The 18,968-nt window shown below is 59.7% G+C and carries 16 protein-coding genes; 3 read left to right on the top strand and 13 right to left on the bottom strand.

Going from position 1 to position 18,968, the window contains the following annotated elements; all coding sequences use genetic code 11:
* Nucleotides 1–12 precede the first annotated feature (12 nt).
* Together BK662_RS05280 and BK662_RS05275 are read right to left on the bottom strand one after the other, a co-directional pair.
* Nucleotides 13–849 carry a sulfotransferase family protein gene (locus BK662_RS05280; RefSeq protein WP_038978410.1) on the bottom strand — a complete coding sequence of 279 codons (837 nt, stop codon included), beginning with the start codon at nucleotides 847–849 and terminating at the stop codon, nucleotides 13–15.
* A gap of 156 nt (nucleotides 850–1,005) precedes the next feature.
* A complete protein-coding gene (locus BK662_RS05275; protein WP_123357209.1) occupies nucleotides 1,006–2,577 on the bottom strand; it encodes a glycosyltransferase family 39 protein in 1,572 nt (523 codons plus the stop codon).
* 246 nt (nucleotides 2,578–2,823) lie between these two features.
* On the opposite strand from BK662_RS05275, the gene BK662_RS05270 reads away from it, so the two are divergent.
* Together BK662_RS05270 and BK662_RS05265 are read left to right on the top strand one after the other, a co-directional pair.
* Entirely contained in the window at nucleotides 2,824–3,411 is a 588-nt protein-coding gene (locus BK662_RS05270; protein WP_123357208.1) for a phage tail protein, read from the top strand.
* A 56-nt stretch (nucleotides 3,412–3,467) separates the two neighbouring features.
* A complete protein-coding gene (locus BK662_RS05265; RefSeq protein ID WP_123357207.1) occupies nucleotides 3,468–3,779 on the top strand; it encodes a DUF6916 family protein in 312 nt (103 codons plus the stop codon).
* Nucleotides 3,780–3,897: 118 nt separating this feature from the next.
* Here the strand turns inward: BK662_RS05265 and BK662_RS05260 are convergent, their stop codons facing one another.
* Genes BK662_RS05260 through BK662_RS05245 form a run of 4 tightly spaced genes read right to left on the bottom strand, consistent with a single transcriptional unit; the run spans nucleotide 3,898 to nucleotide 8,603 of the window.
* Nucleotides 3,898–4,395, bottom strand: a complete 498-nt coding sequence (locus tag BK662_RS05260) for a GNAT family N-acetyltransferase (RefSeq protein ID WP_123357206.1) — start codon at nucleotides 4,393–4,395, stop codon at nucleotides 3,898–3,900.
* A 12-nt stretch (nucleotides 4,396–4,407) separates the two neighbouring features.
* Complete coding sequence (locus BK662_RS05255; protein ID WP_123357205.1) at nucleotides 4,408–6,504, bottom strand: site-2 protease family protein; 2,097 nt, start codon at nucleotides 6,502–6,504, stop codon at nucleotides 4,408–4,410.
* Nucleotides 6,505–7,824 carry an efflux RND transporter periplasmic adaptor subunit gene (locus BK662_RS05250; protein WP_123357204.1) on the bottom strand — a complete coding sequence of 440 codons (1,320 nt, stop codon included), beginning with the start codon at nucleotides 7,822–7,824 and terminating at the stop codon, nucleotides 6,505–6,507.
* Entirely contained in the window at nucleotides 7,821–8,603 is a 783-nt protein-coding gene (locus BK662_RS05245) for an efflux RND transporter periplasmic adaptor subunit (RefSeq protein ID WP_123357203.1), read from the bottom strand. Before BK662_RS05245 ends, BK662_RS05250 begins: the two co-directional genes overlap by 4 nt.
* 256 nt (nucleotides 8,604–8,859) lie before the next feature.
* Here BK662_RS05245 and BK662_RS05240 point away from each other — a divergent pair, with 256 nt between their 5' ends.
* Nucleotides 8,860–9,675 (top strand): RHS repeat-associated core domain-containing protein, encoded by an 816-nt coding sequence (locus BK662_RS05240; protein ID WP_259695878.1) that lies wholly within the window; start codon nucleotides 8,860–8,862, stop codon nucleotides 9,673–9,675.
* Nucleotides 9,676–9,710: 35 nt separating this feature from the next.
* Here the strand turns inward: BK662_RS05240 and BK662_RS05235 are convergent, their stop codons facing one another.
* The 7 genes from BK662_RS05235 to BK662_RS05205 form a co-directional block, all read right to left on the bottom strand.
* Entirely contained in the window at nucleotides 9,711–10,577 is an 867-nt protein-coding gene (locus BK662_RS05235; protein WP_123357201.1) for an ABC transporter permease, read from the bottom strand.
* Nucleotides 10,578–10,596: 19 nt separating this feature from the next.
* The gene (locus BK662_RS05230) at nucleotides 10,597–11,457 is read right to left on the bottom strand and encodes an ABC transporter ATP-binding protein (protein WP_123357200.1); all 861 of its coding nucleotides are present in this window, start codon (nucleotides 11,455–11,457) and stop codon (nucleotides 10,597–10,599) included.
* A 5-nt stretch (nucleotides 11,458–11,462) separates the two neighbouring features.
* Nucleotides 11,463–12,488: an ABC transporter substrate-binding protein gene (locus BK662_RS05225; RefSeq protein ID WP_123357199.1), complete on the bottom strand. Its 1,026-nt coding sequence runs from the start codon at nucleotides 12,486–12,488 to the stop codon at nucleotides 11,463–11,465.
* Between the two features lie 15 nt (nucleotides 12,489–12,503).
* Nucleotides 12,504–13,415, bottom strand: coding sequence for a TauD/TfdA dioxygenase family protein (locus BK662_RS05220; RefSeq protein WP_123357198.1), 912 nt, complete (start codon nucleotides 13,413–13,415; stop codon nucleotides 12,504–12,506).
* A 300-nt stretch (nucleotides 13,416–13,715) separates the two neighbouring features.
* Entirely contained in the window at nucleotides 13,716–15,083 is a 1,368-nt protein-coding gene (locus tag BK662_RS05215; protein ID WP_123357197.1) for an HlyD family type I secretion periplasmic adaptor subunit, read from the bottom strand.
* Complete coding sequence (locus tag BK662_RS05210; protein ID WP_123357196.1) at nucleotides 15,073–17,229, bottom strand: type I secretion system permease/ATPase; 2,157 nt, start codon at nucleotides 17,227–17,229, stop codon at nucleotides 15,073–15,075. The genes BK662_RS05215 and BK662_RS05210 overlap by 11 nt, the downstream gene beginning before the upstream one ends.
* Before the next feature lie 39 nt (nucleotides 17,230–17,268).
* Nucleotides 17,269–18,621, bottom strand: a complete 1,353-nt coding sequence (locus tag BK662_RS05205; RefSeq protein WP_123357195.1) for a TolC family outer membrane protein — start codon at nucleotides 18,619–18,621, stop codon at nucleotides 17,269–17,271.
* Nucleotides 18,622–18,968 lie beyond the last annotated feature (347 nt).

Here is an 18,968-nt window from a genome sequence, read left to right as displayed (position 1 = left end):
AAAACGCCGCGATCAACTGATCGCGGCGTCGGCTTTCATACGAATGACATTGGCGGCGCTGGCGGAGCCATCGAGCCAAAAGGACAACTCGGCGTATTGCTTGAACAAGTCCGGCGGCAGGATCGTCCGCCTGGATTGCAATTGGACCTTGGCCTTCACCTTGTGCAACCCCGAGAGGCCGAGAGCCTGGTCGAATTCCGGGGCGTCGTAAGCCAAATGATCGAAGTCATGTTCGAACCAGGGTTCGCCGATGAAGTCGTAGACCAGCCGCATCACCCGCTCCGGCGCCTGGCTCAGCAGGTCGTAATCGATGATCAGCAACGAGTCGGCGTGTTCGCCGTAATAGGCTTCCTTGAGGGCGGCCCAGGAAAACCCCACCAGCCGATTACGCTGAGCCAGGGTTTCGCAGCGGCTATAGACCGTGTTGCGTTCGACCGCATCGCCGAACAACTTGGTGTTTTCGAAAGGGTTGGCGCGGTACAGGCGCTCGATACTGTCCATGACCCAGGCGACATTGCGCACGCAGGCAATGATCTTGGCTTGAGGGAACAGATCGCTGATCGCCGGCAGGCGCGAACTCCACAGGCGGTTCGTGTCGAACACCACCGGTTTGTCGGCCTTGTCGGCGTAGAAAGAATCGAACAGGCCGCGCAACAGACGGCGACGCAGGTCGGTGTCGATCACCGCACCAAATTCGCTGCCGGCGCTGCATTGCTCCAGAACACCGGAAAAGAGCGCACCCACGGGGCTGGTCATGCCGGCATGAAAGCGCGGGTTCTGCAAAAGAATGGCAGAAAGCAGGGTCGAGCCTGAGCGCGGCAAGCCGGAAATAAAGTGAAAGTGCTGCATCCATTCACCCACCAAAAGTCCTTTTATAGGACGAGCGTAGACCATGAATGGTGTTGCGACTAGTGGTGTTTTGATATCAAATCGGAGCTAAATCGACTGGAAAACACGATTTATATAACGACCTGAAGGATGAATCGATAAGCCTCATATCACGGGTTACTTCAGCACATATAAGCGCGCCTCGGCGCCTCCCGCCCGGGTTTCGCTGACGCGTTGCCAGCCCGCAGGCAACGGCGCGAACTCGTCCGCCCCCTCAATGGTGCCGACCAGCCATACTCGACCAGTGCCTTTGGGCAAACCGCCGAGGCTATCCAGGTAGATATCATTGGTCACCAGCGTGCCAAAACCGTAAGCGTTCGGCCGGCTCGACCTGCCATCAGCCAATGGCGGCGTGTACAGCAATGGTTTGGCGTCAGTCCGGTTGTAATAGACATAACTCAGATACCAGAGCATGTCGCTGGTGACGATTCGGTCACCGGGCGTGAAGTGCTGGTTCACGTAGTTGACCATGACGCTGATCTGATCGTCGGTATCCACCGTGGCATTGTTCTTCAGGCCCACCAGCTCGATGCCGATAAACAGCATCAGCACTGCCAGCGCCAATACCTTGAAGTCTGCGTACAAACGATCGATGGCCAGCGCGACAAGCATTGGCAAGCCCAGGGCATACGCGGTCAGGTAACGCTCGACGAACACCGGCGATATGAACGACACCGCAAACACCAGCAACAACGGAAGAACGGTGTAGATCACCGCCAGCGCACTGCCACGAAAAACACTGCGGTCCCTGGCCAGCGCCACACCCGTCAAGGCCAGCAACGCCAGTGGCAACGCAATAAAAATCAGCGTGGGCAGGCTCTCGCCGTCGTCCTGGATCAGGAACGACCAGATCATCGAAGGTAATGAGCCGAGCGTGACAGGGAGCTCCCATCCCACATCGCCATTGGCTTTGAGCTGATCCATGTGCTGGATCAGATCGATCAGGTTGGGCACCCACGGCAGGTACAACGCCACAATCGCCACATTGGCCAGCCACCAGCCAGAGCGCTGAATGTGCCGCAATCGATACCCTGATTGCACGCGGATCAGTCCCAGATACAGCCAGTGGCAAAGCACGCACAGCGCCGTGAAGTAATGGGTGTAGAACGCCGCACTCATCAGCAGGGTGTAAATCACCAGATAGCGCGTGCGTTGCGGCCGCCTGATCCAATACATCAAGGCGATCGTGGCACCGATCAGCCACAGCCCCAGCAGCGAATACATCCGCACTTCCTGGCTGTAACGCACCGCCGTGGGTAGCAGCGCCAGCAGAACCCCGGCCAGCAATGCGGCGCGGCGGGTAGCGAGCAGGTCCACCAGCCAGACGCCGAGACCCACCGTGACAATCCCCGGCAGCGCACTCAGGCTGCGAATCGAAAAAATGCCGTCGCCGAACAGCTCGATCCAGCCGTGCAGCAGCATGAAATACAGGGGTGGATGCACATCATGAGCCGCGTGTTCCCAGATCCCGGCCAGGGAATACTGGCTCAGCAACAGGCTGGACCCTTCGTCGCCCCAGATCGCTGCCGCCGTCAGGTCGTAAAAACGCACCAGCGCGGCCAATACCAGGATCGGCAACAGCCAGTGCTCCCGCGCCCATTGCAGCAAGCGACGGACAGCCGCCCACAACCCCGGCATCGCATGCGGGTCCTGGGTATCGCCCAGCGGTGTTTCTCTGCGCGCCTCCATTACCTCCCCTTGCAACGGCCATGTGAAAACCGAAGCTTCCCAAGCACTGTAGGACAGGCGTGAGCCCGACGTCGATGCTGGCCTTGCGATGGTCGACGTCCGGCAATCATTCCGATCAGCGTCTACGCTTTGGCGTGGCGTGACCCAGCCACGGAGATGAAAGGAGTCGGCTGATCAGCGCGAACTGCCCGGATAACCGGGCCTGCAACGTGACGTATCAGACACTAACCTGAGGGATGAGGAACCATGGAAGTATTCATCGGCACTATCCAGCCTTTCGCCTTTAACTTCGCGCCCAACGGCTGGGCCCTATGCAACGGCCAGACGCTGAGCATCGCGCAATACAACACGGTTTTCGCACTACTGGGAGTCAACTTCGGAGGTAATGGCACCACCAATTTCATGCTGCCCAACCTGCAAGGTCGCATGCCGGTCGCCATGGGCAACGGCTTGGGCCTGACCCCACGCGTCATCGGCGAAGTCTCCGGGACCGAGAACGTCACCGCGACCATCACTAACCTGCCCAACCACACCCACGCCTTGTCCGGGCTCACGGCCACCACCACCCTGCAACTGGCCAGCCCGGCGAGCAACCCGGTCACCAACCCGACCGCCACCAACTCCTACATCGGTGCCTCTGGCGGCGGGCCGGGCTCGGCGAGTATTTATTCCGATCAGCAAGGTGCCGCGGCTGTACCACTCAAGGGCGTGGCCACTGCGGTAACGGGGGAAATCTCGTCCGCCGGCAACGGCTTGCCCATGGAGGTGATGAATCCGTTTCTGGTGCTTAACTTCAGCATCGCCCTGAACGGTCTTTTCCCTTCGCGTAACTGAGGGTCTGGCCGGGGGATGCAAATCCCCCGGCCACTTTTGCTTTATGGAGTGATGCCATGCTGCAACAGGTTCAAAGCCAACACTTTCAGGCACTGCTGGGCAAGACGGGGACGCTGTTGCTGCCCGATGGCAGTGAATTGCCGATCCATATCGATACCCTTGAAGAAACGCCCCGCTCACAAATGCCAAACAGCGAGCGTATGCCGTTCAGCGTCGAGCTCAACAGCCTGCAACCCACCGACTTTGTCGATGGCTTGTGCGCGCTGGAATTGCCGGAGCTGGGCCAGGTAGAAGATATTTTTGTCTCCCGAGTGCCCGCCATGGGGCGTGATCCGCAACTGGGGTACTTTTACATCGCCTTCAACTGAACATGGATCTCAATGTGGGAGCGAGCCTGCTCGCGATAGCGGTGGGTCATTCAATAATGATTTTGAAAGTGATGGCCCTTTCGCGAGCAGGCTCGCTCCCACAAGGGGCGGTATGTATTCAACCCTTCGGATACCACACCAACCGCTCCGCCGCCGGGTTGCGCTCTTCAACCTGAAACCCCAGCGCCAGGTAATGTTGGCGTGCATGGGGATTGTTGGCCCAGACCACCGTCGCCACCGGGCAACGGATTTGCTGCGCGGCTTTTTGCACGCCTTGCAGCACCGTTCGACCGTACCCCTTGCCTCGGGCCTGTGGAATGAATGCCAGGTACAGCACGCGAATTTCATTGGGGCCGAAGTCGGTGGTCAACGCGCCGATGGCCGTGTCGAGTTTCTCGATCACGTAATGCATGGCGTTGGGGAAGTTCTCCCCCAGCCCTTGTTCCTGCACGTTGAATTGCTGGGCAACCACCTGCTCGACCACCTCCTGCTCACCGTCGATCCATTGCAGATCCGGCCGCGCCGCTTGGTAAAGGCTGTGCAGAAAAGGTCCATCGCTGGTCCGCGAAGGCCTGACCACCAAGCCGTCCGCTGCCACTGAATCGGTTTTCGCCATCGCTGCTCTCCCTTAGAAACCGCTTTCCCTGACCCCTAAAGCCGCCAAGCGCCGCCAGGCAACGCCCAGCAACGACTCGCCGCTGCCCTGCAACACCACAATGCCGCGCAAGGGTTGCATCGGTGTCGGCGTATTTTCGAGGATGCTCAACCGCGCGCCGTACTGCGCCTGCACCGGCTCGGCGCGCTGATGTTGATCACGCCGCACGGCAATCGGGCCGTGGTGATCGGAGGTCAGCGCTTCCTGATCGACATAAGCCACGCCATTGGTATCGATTTCACTCAATTGCACCTTGATCGCCGGGTGCATCGGGTCATCGGCGATGAATCGTCCGCTGGCACCCGGGGCGACACGCCAGAGTTCGGCTTCGGCCAGATAACCGCGCAACCGCGCGCCGTCTTCGACCACCCGGGCCAAAGGATCTTTGGTCGAAAGCCAGCGGCCAACCGTCAACTGCGGCAACAGATCGCGCACCTTGCCGCCGTGGGGCGCGCGCAGCAGCAGACGTTCACGCTGGGCGGCCAGGCCCCGATATTCAGCCACCGCTTCCGCCAGGCGCTGTTCGACGATACCGGCATCGGCGGCGGTTTCGCTGCGACCGGCCTGACGGCGCATTTGCAACTGCTGAATCTGGATTTCGCGACGGACAATAGCCTGGCGTGAGTCCAGATCCGGTGATTCCAGCTCGATCAGCACCTCACCTTGAGCAACGATCTGGCCGTCATGCACATTCACCGTTTTGACCCGCGCCGCCACCGGCGCGTGCAGGGCGCTGGCGCGTCCGGCCTCAAGCATCGTCGGCAACTCCACCGCGCTGCGCCATGGCAACGCCAGCAGCAACAACAGCCCAAGCAACGCCAGACCGCTGAGCAGTACCCGAGGCGCATGCGCCTGTTCGCGACGGCTCCACCATTGCCGCCACTCGCTCAGGATCGGCAGGAAGATGAACCACACCAGTTCCACCAGCATCAGGAAGATTCCCAACACCTTGAAGAACAGGTGATAAACCGCCAGTGCAATCCCGAAAAACAGCGCCGCGCGCCACAACCAAGCGCCATACCCCCAGATCAACAAACGCCGCTGCATCTTCGGCGACCACGGCTCCGGCGCCGGGGCTGCGTAACCGAACAAAAACTCGCGCAGCCGCCAGCGGCACAAGGCAAAGGCCCGCCCTTGAAGGTTGTCCACTTCCCAGAAATCACTGAGCAAGAAGTAACCATCGAAACGCATGAAAGGATTGAGGTTGATCACCAGCGTGGTGATCCAGGTCGCGCTGGCGAGCATGAACGCCGCCGTGCGTCCGGGGCCGTCAGGCAGCAGTGACCAGGCGAGCAGCGCGACACACGCCAACACCAGTTCCGCCAACACCCCGCCGGCACCGATCAGCAACCGCGCACGTCGATCATTGACGCGCCAGGCGTCGCTGACGTCCGTGTAAAACATCGGCAGCAGCACCATGAACGCCACGCCCATGCTCTGCACCCGACAACCGGCGCGCTTGGCCATGAAGGCGTGGCCGAACTCGTGGCAAAGCTTGGCGAAAAACAGCGCCACGCCGAACGCCAGCGCACCGCCGAGGCTGAACAGGTGCGGAAAGGTCGCGATAAACCGCTGCCAGTCCCGCGACACCAGAAACACCCCAAGCCCCAGCGTCGCGGGCAATCCGTAGCGCAATGCGCGCGGGCCGAAACGCTCCAGCCACGGCCAGGCGCGATTGAGAAAGGCGTCCGGGCGCCACAACGGAATCCGGAAAAACAGGTATTGATGCAGCAGGATTTGCCACAGGCTCTGGCGCTGAGCTGCGGCCTTCAGGCTGTAACTGGCGCGCTGCGACGGGTCGAGGGCGCTGATCAGGTCGTGGCCACGCAAAAACTCCAGCAATTGCTCAAGCGCCGCGCCATCCAGCGGCAACCCCGGTTCGCGGTTGGCGGCACGCAGCACTTGCTCCGGATCGCCCAGGGACCAATGGCGCAGCAGGCGCATCGCCGCCGCACCGAGTTTGAAATAACGCCCACGCACCGGGTCGGCCAGGGTCCAGCGCGGCGACCCGTCGAGGGCCGGGGCCGCCGCCGACAATTGCAGGTCTGCCCGCAAGCTTGGCAGGCTCATCTAGAGGCCCACACTCTGACGCAACCCGGCCAGCGGTCGACGCAACAGATACAACGCCAGTGGCGCACGGTCGCCGAAGACTTTCGCGGTGCCGCGCAGGCCGATACGTGGCGGCGCAGCGTCGAACGTTGCATCCAGTCGATAAGCCAATTGTCCGGCAGCGGTGGGCTGCGCTTCGTAAGCCGAACGTTCGAGTTTGGCCAAATGCCGCTGCAGCGGATCGCTGTCGAGAAACAGCGCGACCTGCGCCCCCGGTTCCAGGGCAATCGCATCGCCCACGGCCAATTCAATGCGCAACTCAGCCTGGTTCGGGTCGGCGATTTCCATCAGCCGTTCGCCGGTTTGCACGGGTTTGCCGGTCCAGCGTTCGGCGTCGGCGAACACCGCGATGCCGTCCCGCTCGGCGCGTACTTCGCTGCGTTTGAGCAGTTCACGGGCGTAATCCCGTTCGGCGCGTTTCTGCTCTACTCGCGCCGCCAGCAGATCGATTTTCGAACTGGATTCGGCATCGGCGAAGGAGCGTTGGGAGTTGGCCTTGAGTTCCGCTTCGGCAACGCCCAGGGCGCGCTCGGCCACATCGGCCTGAGCCTTGAGCGTGGTGCTTTCGAAGCGCAGCAGCAGGTCGCCGGTTTTCACCGTCTGGTTGGGTTTGACCAGAAACTCGGCGATCACCCCGTCCAGCGGCGCAGCGACCACCCGACCGCCCAATGGGACGACTTCGGCCGGTGCCAGCACCGATTGGCGCACCGGGATCAGCAACCCGAGCAACAACACGGCAACCAGCGCCACCTGACGCTTGCGCGTCCAGCGCAGTCGCCAGGGTTTGCGTGGTTGCTGCGCGAGCCAGGCATGGCTGTAGGTGTCGCCCAGTTGCGACAGCAGCACTTGTTCGGAAGGGTTCCACGGCACATCCCGCGCCAGCCATAGGCCGCCGAACACCTCGCCTTGATGATCGATCAGCGGCAGCCAGAACACCTGAGCGGCTGACAGACTTTGCCAGTCGGCCAGAATCGATTCACTGAGAAGATCGGGTGTGATCACCCGCGCCTGTTTCAGCACCTCAAGCTTGAACAGCTGCGCGACTGCTTGCTCGACAAACGCCACGAACGGCGCATTCGGTTCCACGGCACTGACACCGGTCACCGCCTGCACCTTGCCGGCGATCAACAGCGCGGCATGGCGGAAACCGAACAGCGCCTGACCGTCATTGACCAGGCTGTAAGCCAGTTGCGAAGGCGTGCGCGCGGCGCGGGTCTGGCGTTCGAGGTCGAGAAACCTTGCAAACACCTGCTCGGCGCCACCTGTCACCGGCGCGTTCATTTGAGCTCCGCGAAATGCGCCGTTCCGCTCATGCCGGCCAACAGACCGTTGGCGTTGGGCAGCGCCGCCACCAACAGCAAGGTCTGGCTGCCTTCGTCGATTCGCGCACCCAGGCGTTTGACCGTCGCATCCAGCGGCTGACCGGTTTCATCAGGGACAAAACTGAACGTCTGGCCGGGCTTGAGCTTGCCCATCCAGCGCGACGGTACCAACAGGTGTATTTCCAGAGTGCGGTTATCGACCACGTCCAGTAACGGCGCACCGGCGGCAACGCTTTCGTAACGTTTGACCTTGCGCTCGACGACCTGACCATCGAACGGCGCCACCACATTGCAGCGTTTGACCTGAACCTGATAAACCTGAGACTGCGCCTGAGTCTCGCTGACCTTGGCCTCGGCCCGCGCTACTTCAAAGCGCCCGACCGAATTCAACGCCGCCAGTTGTTTGTTGTGCGCCAGCTCTTCACCGGCACCACGGCTGGCGGCCTGAGCCGCGTTGAGCTGAGCCTGATAAGCCGAACAGTCAAACCGCGCCAGGGTGTCGCCCTTTTTGAACGACTCGCCCTCACTGAATGGCAACTCGACAATCCGCCCCGACAACTCGCTGGCCAGCACCGCCTGATCCCGGGCTCGCAGCACACCACGGGCCTCACTACTGGCCGACGCATTACCGCCGACCGCGCTGTTTTCCAGCAACGGATCGTCTGGCGCAGGCGTCTGCGCCTGTACTACGCACGTCACAAAGGTCAATCCAATAACCAAAATACGAACACGCCGCATAACCGTAACTCCCTGACGGATGAGCGGAGTCTATGACAGCGGGGGTGAGCGTCAAGCCGGATGGCCCAACTTTTGGGGTGCAAATCAGAGTTCTGGGTTGACTGCAAATCATTGCAGGAGCTGGCTTGCCAGCGAAGAGGCCAGACCAGACAGGTCGCACTGCAAACCTAGCAGTTCTGATAGTTCCCAACTTCGTGCCTAGCGCGTAAAACTGAAGGCCATTTTCTCTTTGGTCCAATTCCTGCGGAGCGCAAAGGTGACGCAAGTTCAAGAGAACCCAAACCAGCAACGCGTGGTTCTGCTGGCGACCACCAGCAGTCAATCAATCATTGCCGAGATCGTCGATGGCAAGACTAACGCCATTGGTTATACCGCCTACGGCGAACAATCTGCGCAGCAGGAAGTCGTGACGCAATTGGGTTTCAATGGCCAGCTTCGCGAAGCCAAAATCGGCTGGTACTTGCTTGGGAATGGTTACCGAGCTTACAACCCGCGACTGATGCGGTTTCATAGCCCTGACAGTTTAAGTCCGTTTGGAGAGGGCGGGTTGAATGCATATATGTATTGCGGTGGCGAGCCGGTCATGAATTCAGATCCAACAGGACATTCGATATGGGCGCTCTCGCGCGGCATAGTGCAACTGACGGAAAGAGTAGGAGCAGTCGCTACTCGGGTGGTCAACAAGACTGCGACCAGCATCAGCAGTGGTGTGTCGCAGGTTTTAGGTGCCGTACAGAGTGCGAAAAAGGCTTTTGCTGACAATTTATTATTCGATCCTGATGTTATAAAAAAGCTCGGTCCTCCGCCTCCCAAAGTGATACATAAACTACCGCCTAATCACGTCTTCCATCCAAATCGATATCCCCCTTTTCCCTCAAAAAAAAACAACCCCGGAGAACAACTCAAGCTCGGAGCAAGTACAAGTGAGTCTCCGCCTGTTCGGGGTAATAATTCTTCTCGGCCTCCAGTCTTCAATCAGCCCTACGAGCCTCGGCGTTCTATATCTGACACCCATACCAAGATACGAACCAAGGAGGATAATCTCGTCACAATCATTCGCAGGGAAAGTTAATTCACCTTTCAAAAATCAGCGCGGTGAGATCTCCCTCACCGCTGCATCCCCCACCGCTTCACCGTCACCCGCTCCAACGTATCAAACACCAGATTCTCCACCAGCAACCCAATCAGAATCACCACCGCCAACCCGGCAAACACCTTATCGGTGTACAGCTCATTACGATTCTGAAAAATGTACCAACCCAAACCACCCTTGCCGCTGGTAGCGCCAAACACCAACTCAGCAGCGATCAGCGTACGCCAGGCGAAGGCCCAGCCGATTTTCAGCCCGGCAAGAATCGACGGCAACGCGGCCGGGATCAGGATGAACAATACGAAGCGCATGCCCTTGAGGCCGTAATTGCGCCCGGCCATGCGCAAGGTTTCCGAAACGCCAAGAAACCCGGCATAGGTGTTCAAGGCCAATGCCCAGAGCACCGAATGCACCAATACAAAAATCAGGCTGTTCTGCCCCAGGCCAAACCACAGCAGCGCCAGTGGTAACAGGGCAATGGCCGGCAATGGGTTGAACATTGAGGTCAACGTACTCAGCAGATCACGACCGAACCGGGTCGACACCGCCAGGGTCGTCAGGACAAACGCCAGAACGATGCCAATCAGGTAACCCTTGAGCAAAACAACCAGCGAAATCCACACCTTGCTCAGCAACTCGCCACTGAGCAGGCCATCCTGCAGCGCACTGGCGGTTTGCAAAAAGCTCGGCAGCAGCAGGTCGTTGTTCTGATATCGGGCGACGGCCTCCCAAAGCACCGCGAGCAAAATCAGGATCAGGCTTTTGCGCAGCCAGCCCTGCTGCCAGAGGCGCTGGCCGAGCGGCAATTCGCGCTCCAGCGGTACGCTGGTCAGCGGCTGCAAAACAGTTTCGTACTCTTTACGCGCAGATGATGAATGGCTCATCGGGCAATCCTCCAATGGCTCAATAAGCGATGCGAATGTCGGCGAAATCCAGCTCACGCTCGGTTTCCGGCGACTGACCTTCATCGAACAACAGCCGATGAATCCGCCGCGCCGACTCCTGGAACGCCACGCCACCCAAGCTGTGTAAGTCGTATTGATGGCTGTGGACTTCCGCCCGCACCCGACCCGGATGGGGCGACAGCAGCAAAATCCGGTTGCCCACCACCAACGCCTCTTCAATGGAGTGAGTGACGAACAGCAGCGTGAAGCGCACCTCTTCCCAGAGCAGCAGCAACTCCTCCTGCATCTTGCGTCGAGTCAGCGCGTCGAGGGCGGCGAAGGGTTCGTCCATCAACAGGATCTTCGGTTGCATGGCCAAGGCGCGGGCAATGGCCACGCGAGCTTTCATGCCGCCAGACAAGGTATGCGGATAGGCATCGGCAAACGCCGCCAGACCGACCTTGTCCAGATAGTGCAGCGCCCGTTCTTCAGCTTCTTTGCGTTTGAGGGTTCTGGAAGCGAGCAGCGGAAACATCACGTTCTGTTTGACGGTTTTCCACGGCGGCAGCTGATCGAACTCCTGGAACACCACGATCCGGTCCGGTCCCGGCGCATCGACCCGCTGGCCTTGCAGGCGTATCTCGCCCTCACAGGGCTGAATGAACCCGGCAACGGCTTTGAGCAACGTCGACTTGCCGCAGCCGGAAGGACCAAGCAGCACAAAGCGGTCCGCCGGATCGATCTCGAAACTGACCTGATGGGTCGCTCGAACCACTCGCGCAGGCGTACGGTATTCCAGGCTGACCTGGTCGACCGACAGCAGCGCTTGAGCTGCCGCGATCGGTTTGCTGACCGTGTGGCCTTGCAAAGGGGCGTTCATGTCGGTCAGCTCCCTTGCAGCGGCTGGGTGTCCTGGAAGAAGTAGTCCTTCCACGAATCCGGTTTGTTTTTGATCGCACCAACGCGGTAGAGGAACTCGGCCAGCGGGTAGGTATTTTTCGGTGTGATGCTGAATTCGAACTGCGGGTTGTCGATGATTTTCAGCAACGCCGCGCGGTCTATTTTGGCCTTGGTGACACGGATATAAGTGTCGGCCGCCGCACCTTTATCGTTCTGCGCAAACTCAGCTGCTTCAGTCAGCGCGGCGATGAAGGCTTTGTAGGTTTTCGGGTTCTCGTTGCGGAATTTCTCGGTGGCGAACAGCACGGTCGGCGAGTTCGGACCGAGCAGGTCATAGGTGTTCAGCACCACATGTACGTTGGGGTTTTCCAGCGCCTGATCCTGGAACGGCGGGTTGGAGAAGTGCCCGCTCAACTCGGTGCCGCCAGCGATCAGTGCCGCCGTGGCATCCGGGTGCGGAACGGCGATGGTGTACTTGTCGAGGCGATTGAATTCCTTGTCGCCCCATTGCTTGGCCGCCGCGTATTGCAGGAAACGCGACTGCACCGAAACCCCGACCGCCGGCACCGCAATGCGGTCCTTTTCGGTGAAGTCGGCGATGGTTTTGACCTTGGGATTATTGCTCACCAGGTAGTAAGGGAAGTTGCCCAGGGAGGCCACGGCTTTGACGTTCTGTTTGCCGTGAGTGCGGTCCCAAATGGTCAGCAGCGGGCCGACGCCAGCACCGGCAATGTCGATGGAACCGGAGAGCAACGCGTCATTGACCGCCGAGCCGCCGGAGAGCTGGGTCCAGTCGACCTTGATGTCGATGCCTTCCTGCTTGCCGTGCTTCTCGATCAGGTTCTGATCGCGCACCACGTTGAGCAGCAGATACACGATGCCGAACTGTTCGGCGATACGGATTTCACCTTCGGCGTGAGCCACGGTCGGCGCTACCAGGCTACCGGCGAGCAGGCTGAAACCCAGGCCAATGGCCGCAGCCAATGGTGCAAATGGAAGACGTTTGGACATGGGAATTCTCCGAAATCAGAAAGGCGCGTCGCCCTGGATGGTGGTGCGATACAACTTGCGGCGCAGATGGCTGGGGCATCCGGCGGCGAGGTGAATCAGCGAACGGTTGTCCCAGAACACCAGGTCGTGGGCCTGCCATTGATGGCGGTAAATGTTTTGCGGCAGCACGCTGTGGGCGTAGAGCTCGTCGAGCAATTGTTTGCTTTCGTCTTGCGGCAAACCGACGATGCGGGTGGTGAAGCCCTCGCTGACGAACAACGCCTTGCGACCGTTTTCCGGGTGGGTGCGGACGATGGGGTGAACCACTTCAGCGACCTGAGCGAGTTGCTCCGGCGTCAGGGTCGGGCGCCAGTTGCCCTCGAATTTGCTCTCGCTGTAGCGCGCCGTGTAGGAATGCGCGGCCGAGCGCCCTTCGACGGCTTTACGCAGCGCCTCGGGCAGGCTGTCCCAGGCTTTGTGCATGTCGGCGAACAGCGTGTCGCCGCCTTCGGACGGCAACTCCTGGGCATGCAGCATCGAGCCCAGGCTCGGCAGTTCTTTATAGGACAGATCCGAGTGCCAGAACTTGCCGGCGTCACCGAGGCCGATGGATTGGCCGTTTTCGATGATGTTGGAAACGATGAGGATTTCCGGATGCCCGGCCAGCAGGAACTGCTTGAGCACGTGAATCTGCAACACTCCGAAACGGCGGCTGAAGGCGATCTGCTGTTCGGGGGTAATACGCTGGTCGCGGAACACCACCACATGATGATCCAGGTGCGCACGATGGATGCGGGCGAAGTCCTGGTCATTGATCGGGCGGGACAGGTCCAGGCCAATGATTTCGGCCCCGACCGCGCCGCTGAATGGGCGGATTTCGAAGACTTGCGACGCGATGCTGGTGGCCCTGGTTGATGCAGGCTTTGGAGAAAAAGAGACGGCTGACATAAAAATCACTCCCACGCACGGCACGCTCAAGGGCGCGCGTCGATCAGAAACTCACGGAGGTCCCGTGTTGGTTCGTGTCGTGCGGCGCGCCGATTGGTCAGCAGGTACGCAGGAGAGTGACTTTATAGGTATAAGAATTGAAATTTAAATACCGTTAGTGAATAACGATATGGCATTTGAAGTGCGGTGTCTTTTAAAGCGCCATCGCGAGCAGGCTCGCTCCCACAGGGGTCTTATGATCGACACAAATCATGTGGGAGCGAGCCTGCTCGCGATAGGGCCATCAGCCGCACCGAAAAACTACCGCTCGTGCAACGCCTCGGCCCGAGCCCGAATAATCGGCTTGAGCAAATAACTGAGCACGGTCTTCTTGCCGGTAATGATATCTACCGACGCCACCATCCCCGGAATGATCAGCAACGGTTTCTCATCCGTTCCCAGGTGGCTGCGCTCGGTGCGCAGCTTGATGATGTAGTACGTGGTCTTCTTGTCTTCGTCGGTGATGGTGTCGGCGCCGATCTGCTCCAGCTTGGCCTTCAGCCCACCGTAAATGGTGTAGTCGTACGCAGTGAATTTCACCGTCGCTTCCTGCCCCGGATGCAGGAAGGCGATGTCTTGCGGACGAATTTTGGCTTCCACCAGCAAGGTGTCATCCAGTGGCACGATCTCCACCAGATCGCTGCCCGGCTGGATCACGCCGCCGATGGTGTTCACCAGCAACTTGTTGACGATACCCCGCACCGGCGATGTCACCAGCGTCCGGCTAACCCGGTCTTCCAGGGCCTTGCCAGTGGCCTGGGCCTTGTTCAGATCGGTACGCGCTTCGTTGAGTTGGGTCAGGGCCTCGCTGCGGAATTTGCCGCGAGTCTCGTCGATCTTGCGTTGTACTTCCTTGATCGCCGATTCGGCGCGCGGGATCGCCAGGGTGGTGGCGTCCAGTTGGCCGCGGGTTTCGACCTCGGCACGCTTGAGTCGCAAAACCTCCACCGGTGATACCGCGCCCTGAGCCACCAGCGGCTCGGACATGTTGATTTCCTGACGCTGCAAGGCCAGACCACTGCGGTACTGAGCCTGTTTGGAGGTGAACTCGCGCAGCTCTTGTTGACGCTGGATCAACTGCTCCTTCAAGCCACCGATTTCATCGTGCAATTGCTGACGACGACTGGTGTACAGCGACTCTTCACTGGCTGCCTGGACGGGAACAGCCTTGAGCACGTCGGCGGGGAAGTTCAGCGGACGGTCATCGACCTCGGCGCTCAAGCGTTCCACACGCAGCAGCATCGACAGCCGATCGGCCTCGGTTTCACCGACGTTGGAGGCAAACCGCGTGTCGTCCAGACGAATCAGCGGCGCGCCGGCCTCGACGATCTGCCCCTCGGTGACGAACAACTCGGAGACGATGCCACCCTCAAGGTTCTGGATTTTCTGGATCTTCGACGACGGAATCGCCTTGCCGTCGCCCTTGGTGACTTCATCGATCACCGCGAAGTTGGCCCAGAGCATCAGGAACACGAAGAAGCCGATGATCGCCCAGATCGTCAATCGCACCACGCGCGGGGCGTCTTCGATCAGCGCTTTGTTGACCTCGGGAAGGGGCTGGCCTTGCAGCGATGCGGAGCCTTTGAAGTAGCGGCGGATGGAATCTTTGACCCCGGACTTAAGCAACACTGATCTGCCCCTTCTTCAACGCTTCCATCACGGCGGCTTTCGGGCCATCGGCGAGTATCTGCCCACGGTCGATCACCAACAGACGATCCACCAGCGACAACAGCGAAGCCCGGTGCGTCACCAGCACCACGGTCTTGTTTTCAACCACTGCAGCGAGGCGTTGCTTGAGGCGTTCTTCACCGGTGTTGTCCATGGCGCTGGTCGGTTCGTCCAGCAACAGGATCGGCGGGTTGAGCAGCAGCGCTCGGGCCAGGGCGACGTTCTGACGCTGACCGCCGGACAGATTCTGCCCACGCTCACCGACTTGCAGCTCATAACCTTGCGGGTGCAGACGGGCGAACTCGTGAACGCCCGCCAGTTCCGCAGCTTGCAGCACCAGTTCGTCTTCGACATAGCGCGCGCCCGAGACCAAATTGTCGCGCAACGTGCCGGCGAGCAATTGGATGTCCTGGGGCACGTAGCCGATGTTGTGGCGCAATTCGCTGACGTCGATCTGACGGATATCCACACCATCCACCAGCAGCGCGCCGTCGTCCGGTTGATAGAGGCCCACCAGCAGTTTGGCCAGGGAGCTTTTGCCCGAGCCGCTGCGGCCGATGATGCCGATCTTCTCGCCGGGCTTGATGATCAGGTTGATGCCCTTCAGCGCGGGGTTCTGCTGATTCGGGTAAGTGAAACTCAGCTGACGGCATTCAATGGCGCCTTGCAGTACTTTACGGCTCAGCGGGCGCTCGTCGAAATTGCGTTCCTGGGGCAGCTCCATCATCTGATCGACCGAGGTCATGGTCACGCGGGCCTGCTGGTAGCGGGTCAGCAGACCGGACAACGAAGCCAATGGGCTGAGGGCACGACCGCTGAGCATGTAGCACGCGATCAAGCCGCCCATGCTCAGATGGCCGTCGATGATCTGGTACACGCCGAAGACGATCATGATCACCCCGGCCAGCTGCTGAATCAGCAAGGTGATGTTCATCGCCAGACCGGACAGCATTTTCACCCGCAGCTCGAGGCGGCTGAGGGTGCCTATGGTCTGTTCCCACTGATACTGGCGTTCGCTTTCGGCGTTGTTGACCTTCACCGCATCGAGGCCGGCGAGGGTTTCGATCAGGCTCGACTGGCGCTCGGCGCCCAGGGCCATGGTTCGTTCCATGGTCGCCACCAGCGGCTTCTGCAAGGCATAACCGATCAGCAAGGCAATCGGGAACGCCAACACCGGAATCCACACCAGATGCCCACCCAGAATCGCGATGACCATGAAGATCAGCAGCGTAAACGGCAGGTCGATCAGGCTGGTGAGGGTCAGCGACGCGAGAAAGTCCCGCAGGCTCTGAAACTCATGGATGTTCTGGGCGAAGCTGCCGACCCGCGCCGGGCGGTACTTCATGGCCATGCCGACGATGCGCTCGAACAGCGTCGCCGAAATGATCAGGTCGGTTTTCTTGCCAGCCAGGTCCAGGCACAAGCTGCGCAGGCTCTTAAGGATCAGGTCGAACAGGTAAGCGCCCGTGATGCCGATGGCCAGAACCCAAAGAGTCGACTCGGCCTGGTTCGGCACCACGCGGTCGTAGACATTCATCACGAACAGCGGCGCGGCCATGGCAATAATGTTGATCAGAAAACTGGCAGCGATGGCGTCGACGTACAGCCAGCGCGAACGCTTGAGGGTGTCGCGAAACCACGAACGTGCGCGCGGGATCAGCGTGCCGTGATTGACGTCGAATTTGTGTTGAGGTTGGGCGAAGAAGACTTTGCCGCTGTAATCGTCGGCGAGCAATTCACGGCTGACACAGACCTCGCCACCATCGCTTTCGCTGAGCAGCAGGCGGGCCTGGTCTTCACCGCGCCAGCCGAGCAGCACCGCGCTGCGACCTTCCTTGAGCAGCAACAGCGCCGGCATGGCAATCGCCGGAATCTGCTCCAGCTTGCGTTGCAACACCCGCCCTTGCAGCCCGGCGCGAGCGGCCGCGCGGGGCAGCAGTTCGACGCTCAGGCGTTGTTTGGGCAATGGCAGACCGGTGGTCAGCATCGCGGCGCTGGCCGGTTTCTGGTGCAAAGTGCAAAGGGCTAACAGGCCGTCCAGTAACGGATCGTCATGCAGCGCGCGCGGATCATGAATGAGTTGAACTCGACTGACTTCTGATTCCACGCTCGACACTCTTGGCTAACGATTGAAATGGGGCAGGACTCAATTCATCCCGGGCAGCTGAACCTTAGGCTTCACGTCGTTTTGCACAACGGATGCCAAAGGAGCGACCACGCCCTGACTTTTGAGCAATTCGCCCATGGTCGCCTTGATTCGGTACTGAGTAAATAACTGAATGTTTTTGATCTCGGCCAGCCGACGGGAAGCGCTGAACAGCTCGTTTTCACTGTCGAGCAGGTCAAGCAAGGTGCGTTCGCCGAGGCTGAACTGCTTCTGATAAGCACTGCGCACACTGGCGCTGCGATCGACATATTGCTGGGCGATCGGCACTTGGGCGTTGGCGTTGTTCAGGGCATTCCAGGCCAGGCCCAGTTCTTCATTCAATACGCGCAGGGCGTTGTTGCGAATATCCAGCGCCTGGTTCGACAGGTAGGACTTGGATTCCAGATCAGCCTTGTTGCTGCCACCGGCGAACAAATTGAAGCGCATGCGCAACATGGCCTGCCATTCATTGTTGTGGCCGTTCTGACCGTCGAGATCGTTGTCGGCGGTGCGACCCAGCTCGGCATCGAAGCGCGGGTAGAAGCTCGACTTGGCGGCTTCGTACTGCTTCTCGGCGGCGGCGATATCGGATTCGGCGGAGCGCAGGATCGGGCTGTTTTCCAGCATCTGCGCCCGGGCTTCATTCAGGTTGGCCGGCAACAGCGCCATGAAATCGGCAGGCCGCTCCAGTTGATCGGGCATCTGGCCGACGGCACTGAGGAAGTTGGTTTCGGCATCAGCCAGGTTGGTCTGTTCAGTGATCAGGTTGTTGCGGGCCTGGGCCATACGCGCGTCAGCCTGATCAAGGTCGGCACCGCTGCCCACGCCGCGCTGGGTGCGCAACTTGATCTGGTCAAGAATCCGTTCGTGGTTCTTCAGATTGTCTTCGGCCAGGCGCACGAATTCGCGGCGGGTCAACACGTCGAGATAGACCTGAGCGACGGTCAGCCCGGTACGTTCCGACGTGCCCAGCAAGGAATAAGCGCGGGAATTAACGGTGGCTTGTTGACGCCCCACTTCGCTGGACGTCGCAAAACCGTCAAAAACCATCTGCGACAGACGTAAACTTGACTCGCTGCGGTTCAGCGTTTCCCAGTGATTGTTGTTGCCAGCGGCACGGGTGGTGACGCTGTCGGTGCCTTCGCGACCATAACCGCCGAGCAGATCGACCCTTGGCAGGTATCCCCCTTTAGCGGCCTTTAACTGATAATCCGCGGCCAATCGGCTGTTGACCCCTGCCTGAATTTCCGGATGGACATCCAGCGCCTGCTGCATGGCCTGCGGAAGGCTTTGCGCCTGAACAAAGCTGGCGGCAAAGGCGAAGGGTAGAACCTTGAACAGGTGCAAACGCATAGTTGGAATTTCCCGAGACTTCTTGTCTTGAATCACTGCAGAACGTGGCGCTGCATCGGATGATGGCAACCGGAATGACCGTATGTCGGAAAGTTCAAAATCGGAACTGGATCACACGCTGTAGGACAGGTCGCCGCTTAAATATCAATGTGACATTACTGGGGCGATTGTTTAGGATGGCTCCCATAAGGTCAATAGTTTGGCATAAAGTTAATTTCGAAAAAATATAGCCAAATTATTGACGATTGCCGCGTCAAAATTACGCATCAAACATCTTTGAAAGTACGTCCAGCCCCGATCGGCGAACACGCCGAGCGGTTCATGGAGGTCAACTGAACGTGACACCC

The sequence above is a fragment of the Pseudomonas frederiksbergensis genome (assembly GCF_003732275.1).
GTDB classification, from domain to species: Bacteria; Pseudomonadota; Gammaproteobacteria; order Pseudomonadales; family Pseudomonadaceae; genus Aquipseudomonas; species Aquipseudomonas frederiksbergensis_H.
Note: the sequence above shows the minus strand (reverse complement) of the source record. Positions and strands in the feature narration are given on the sequence as shown.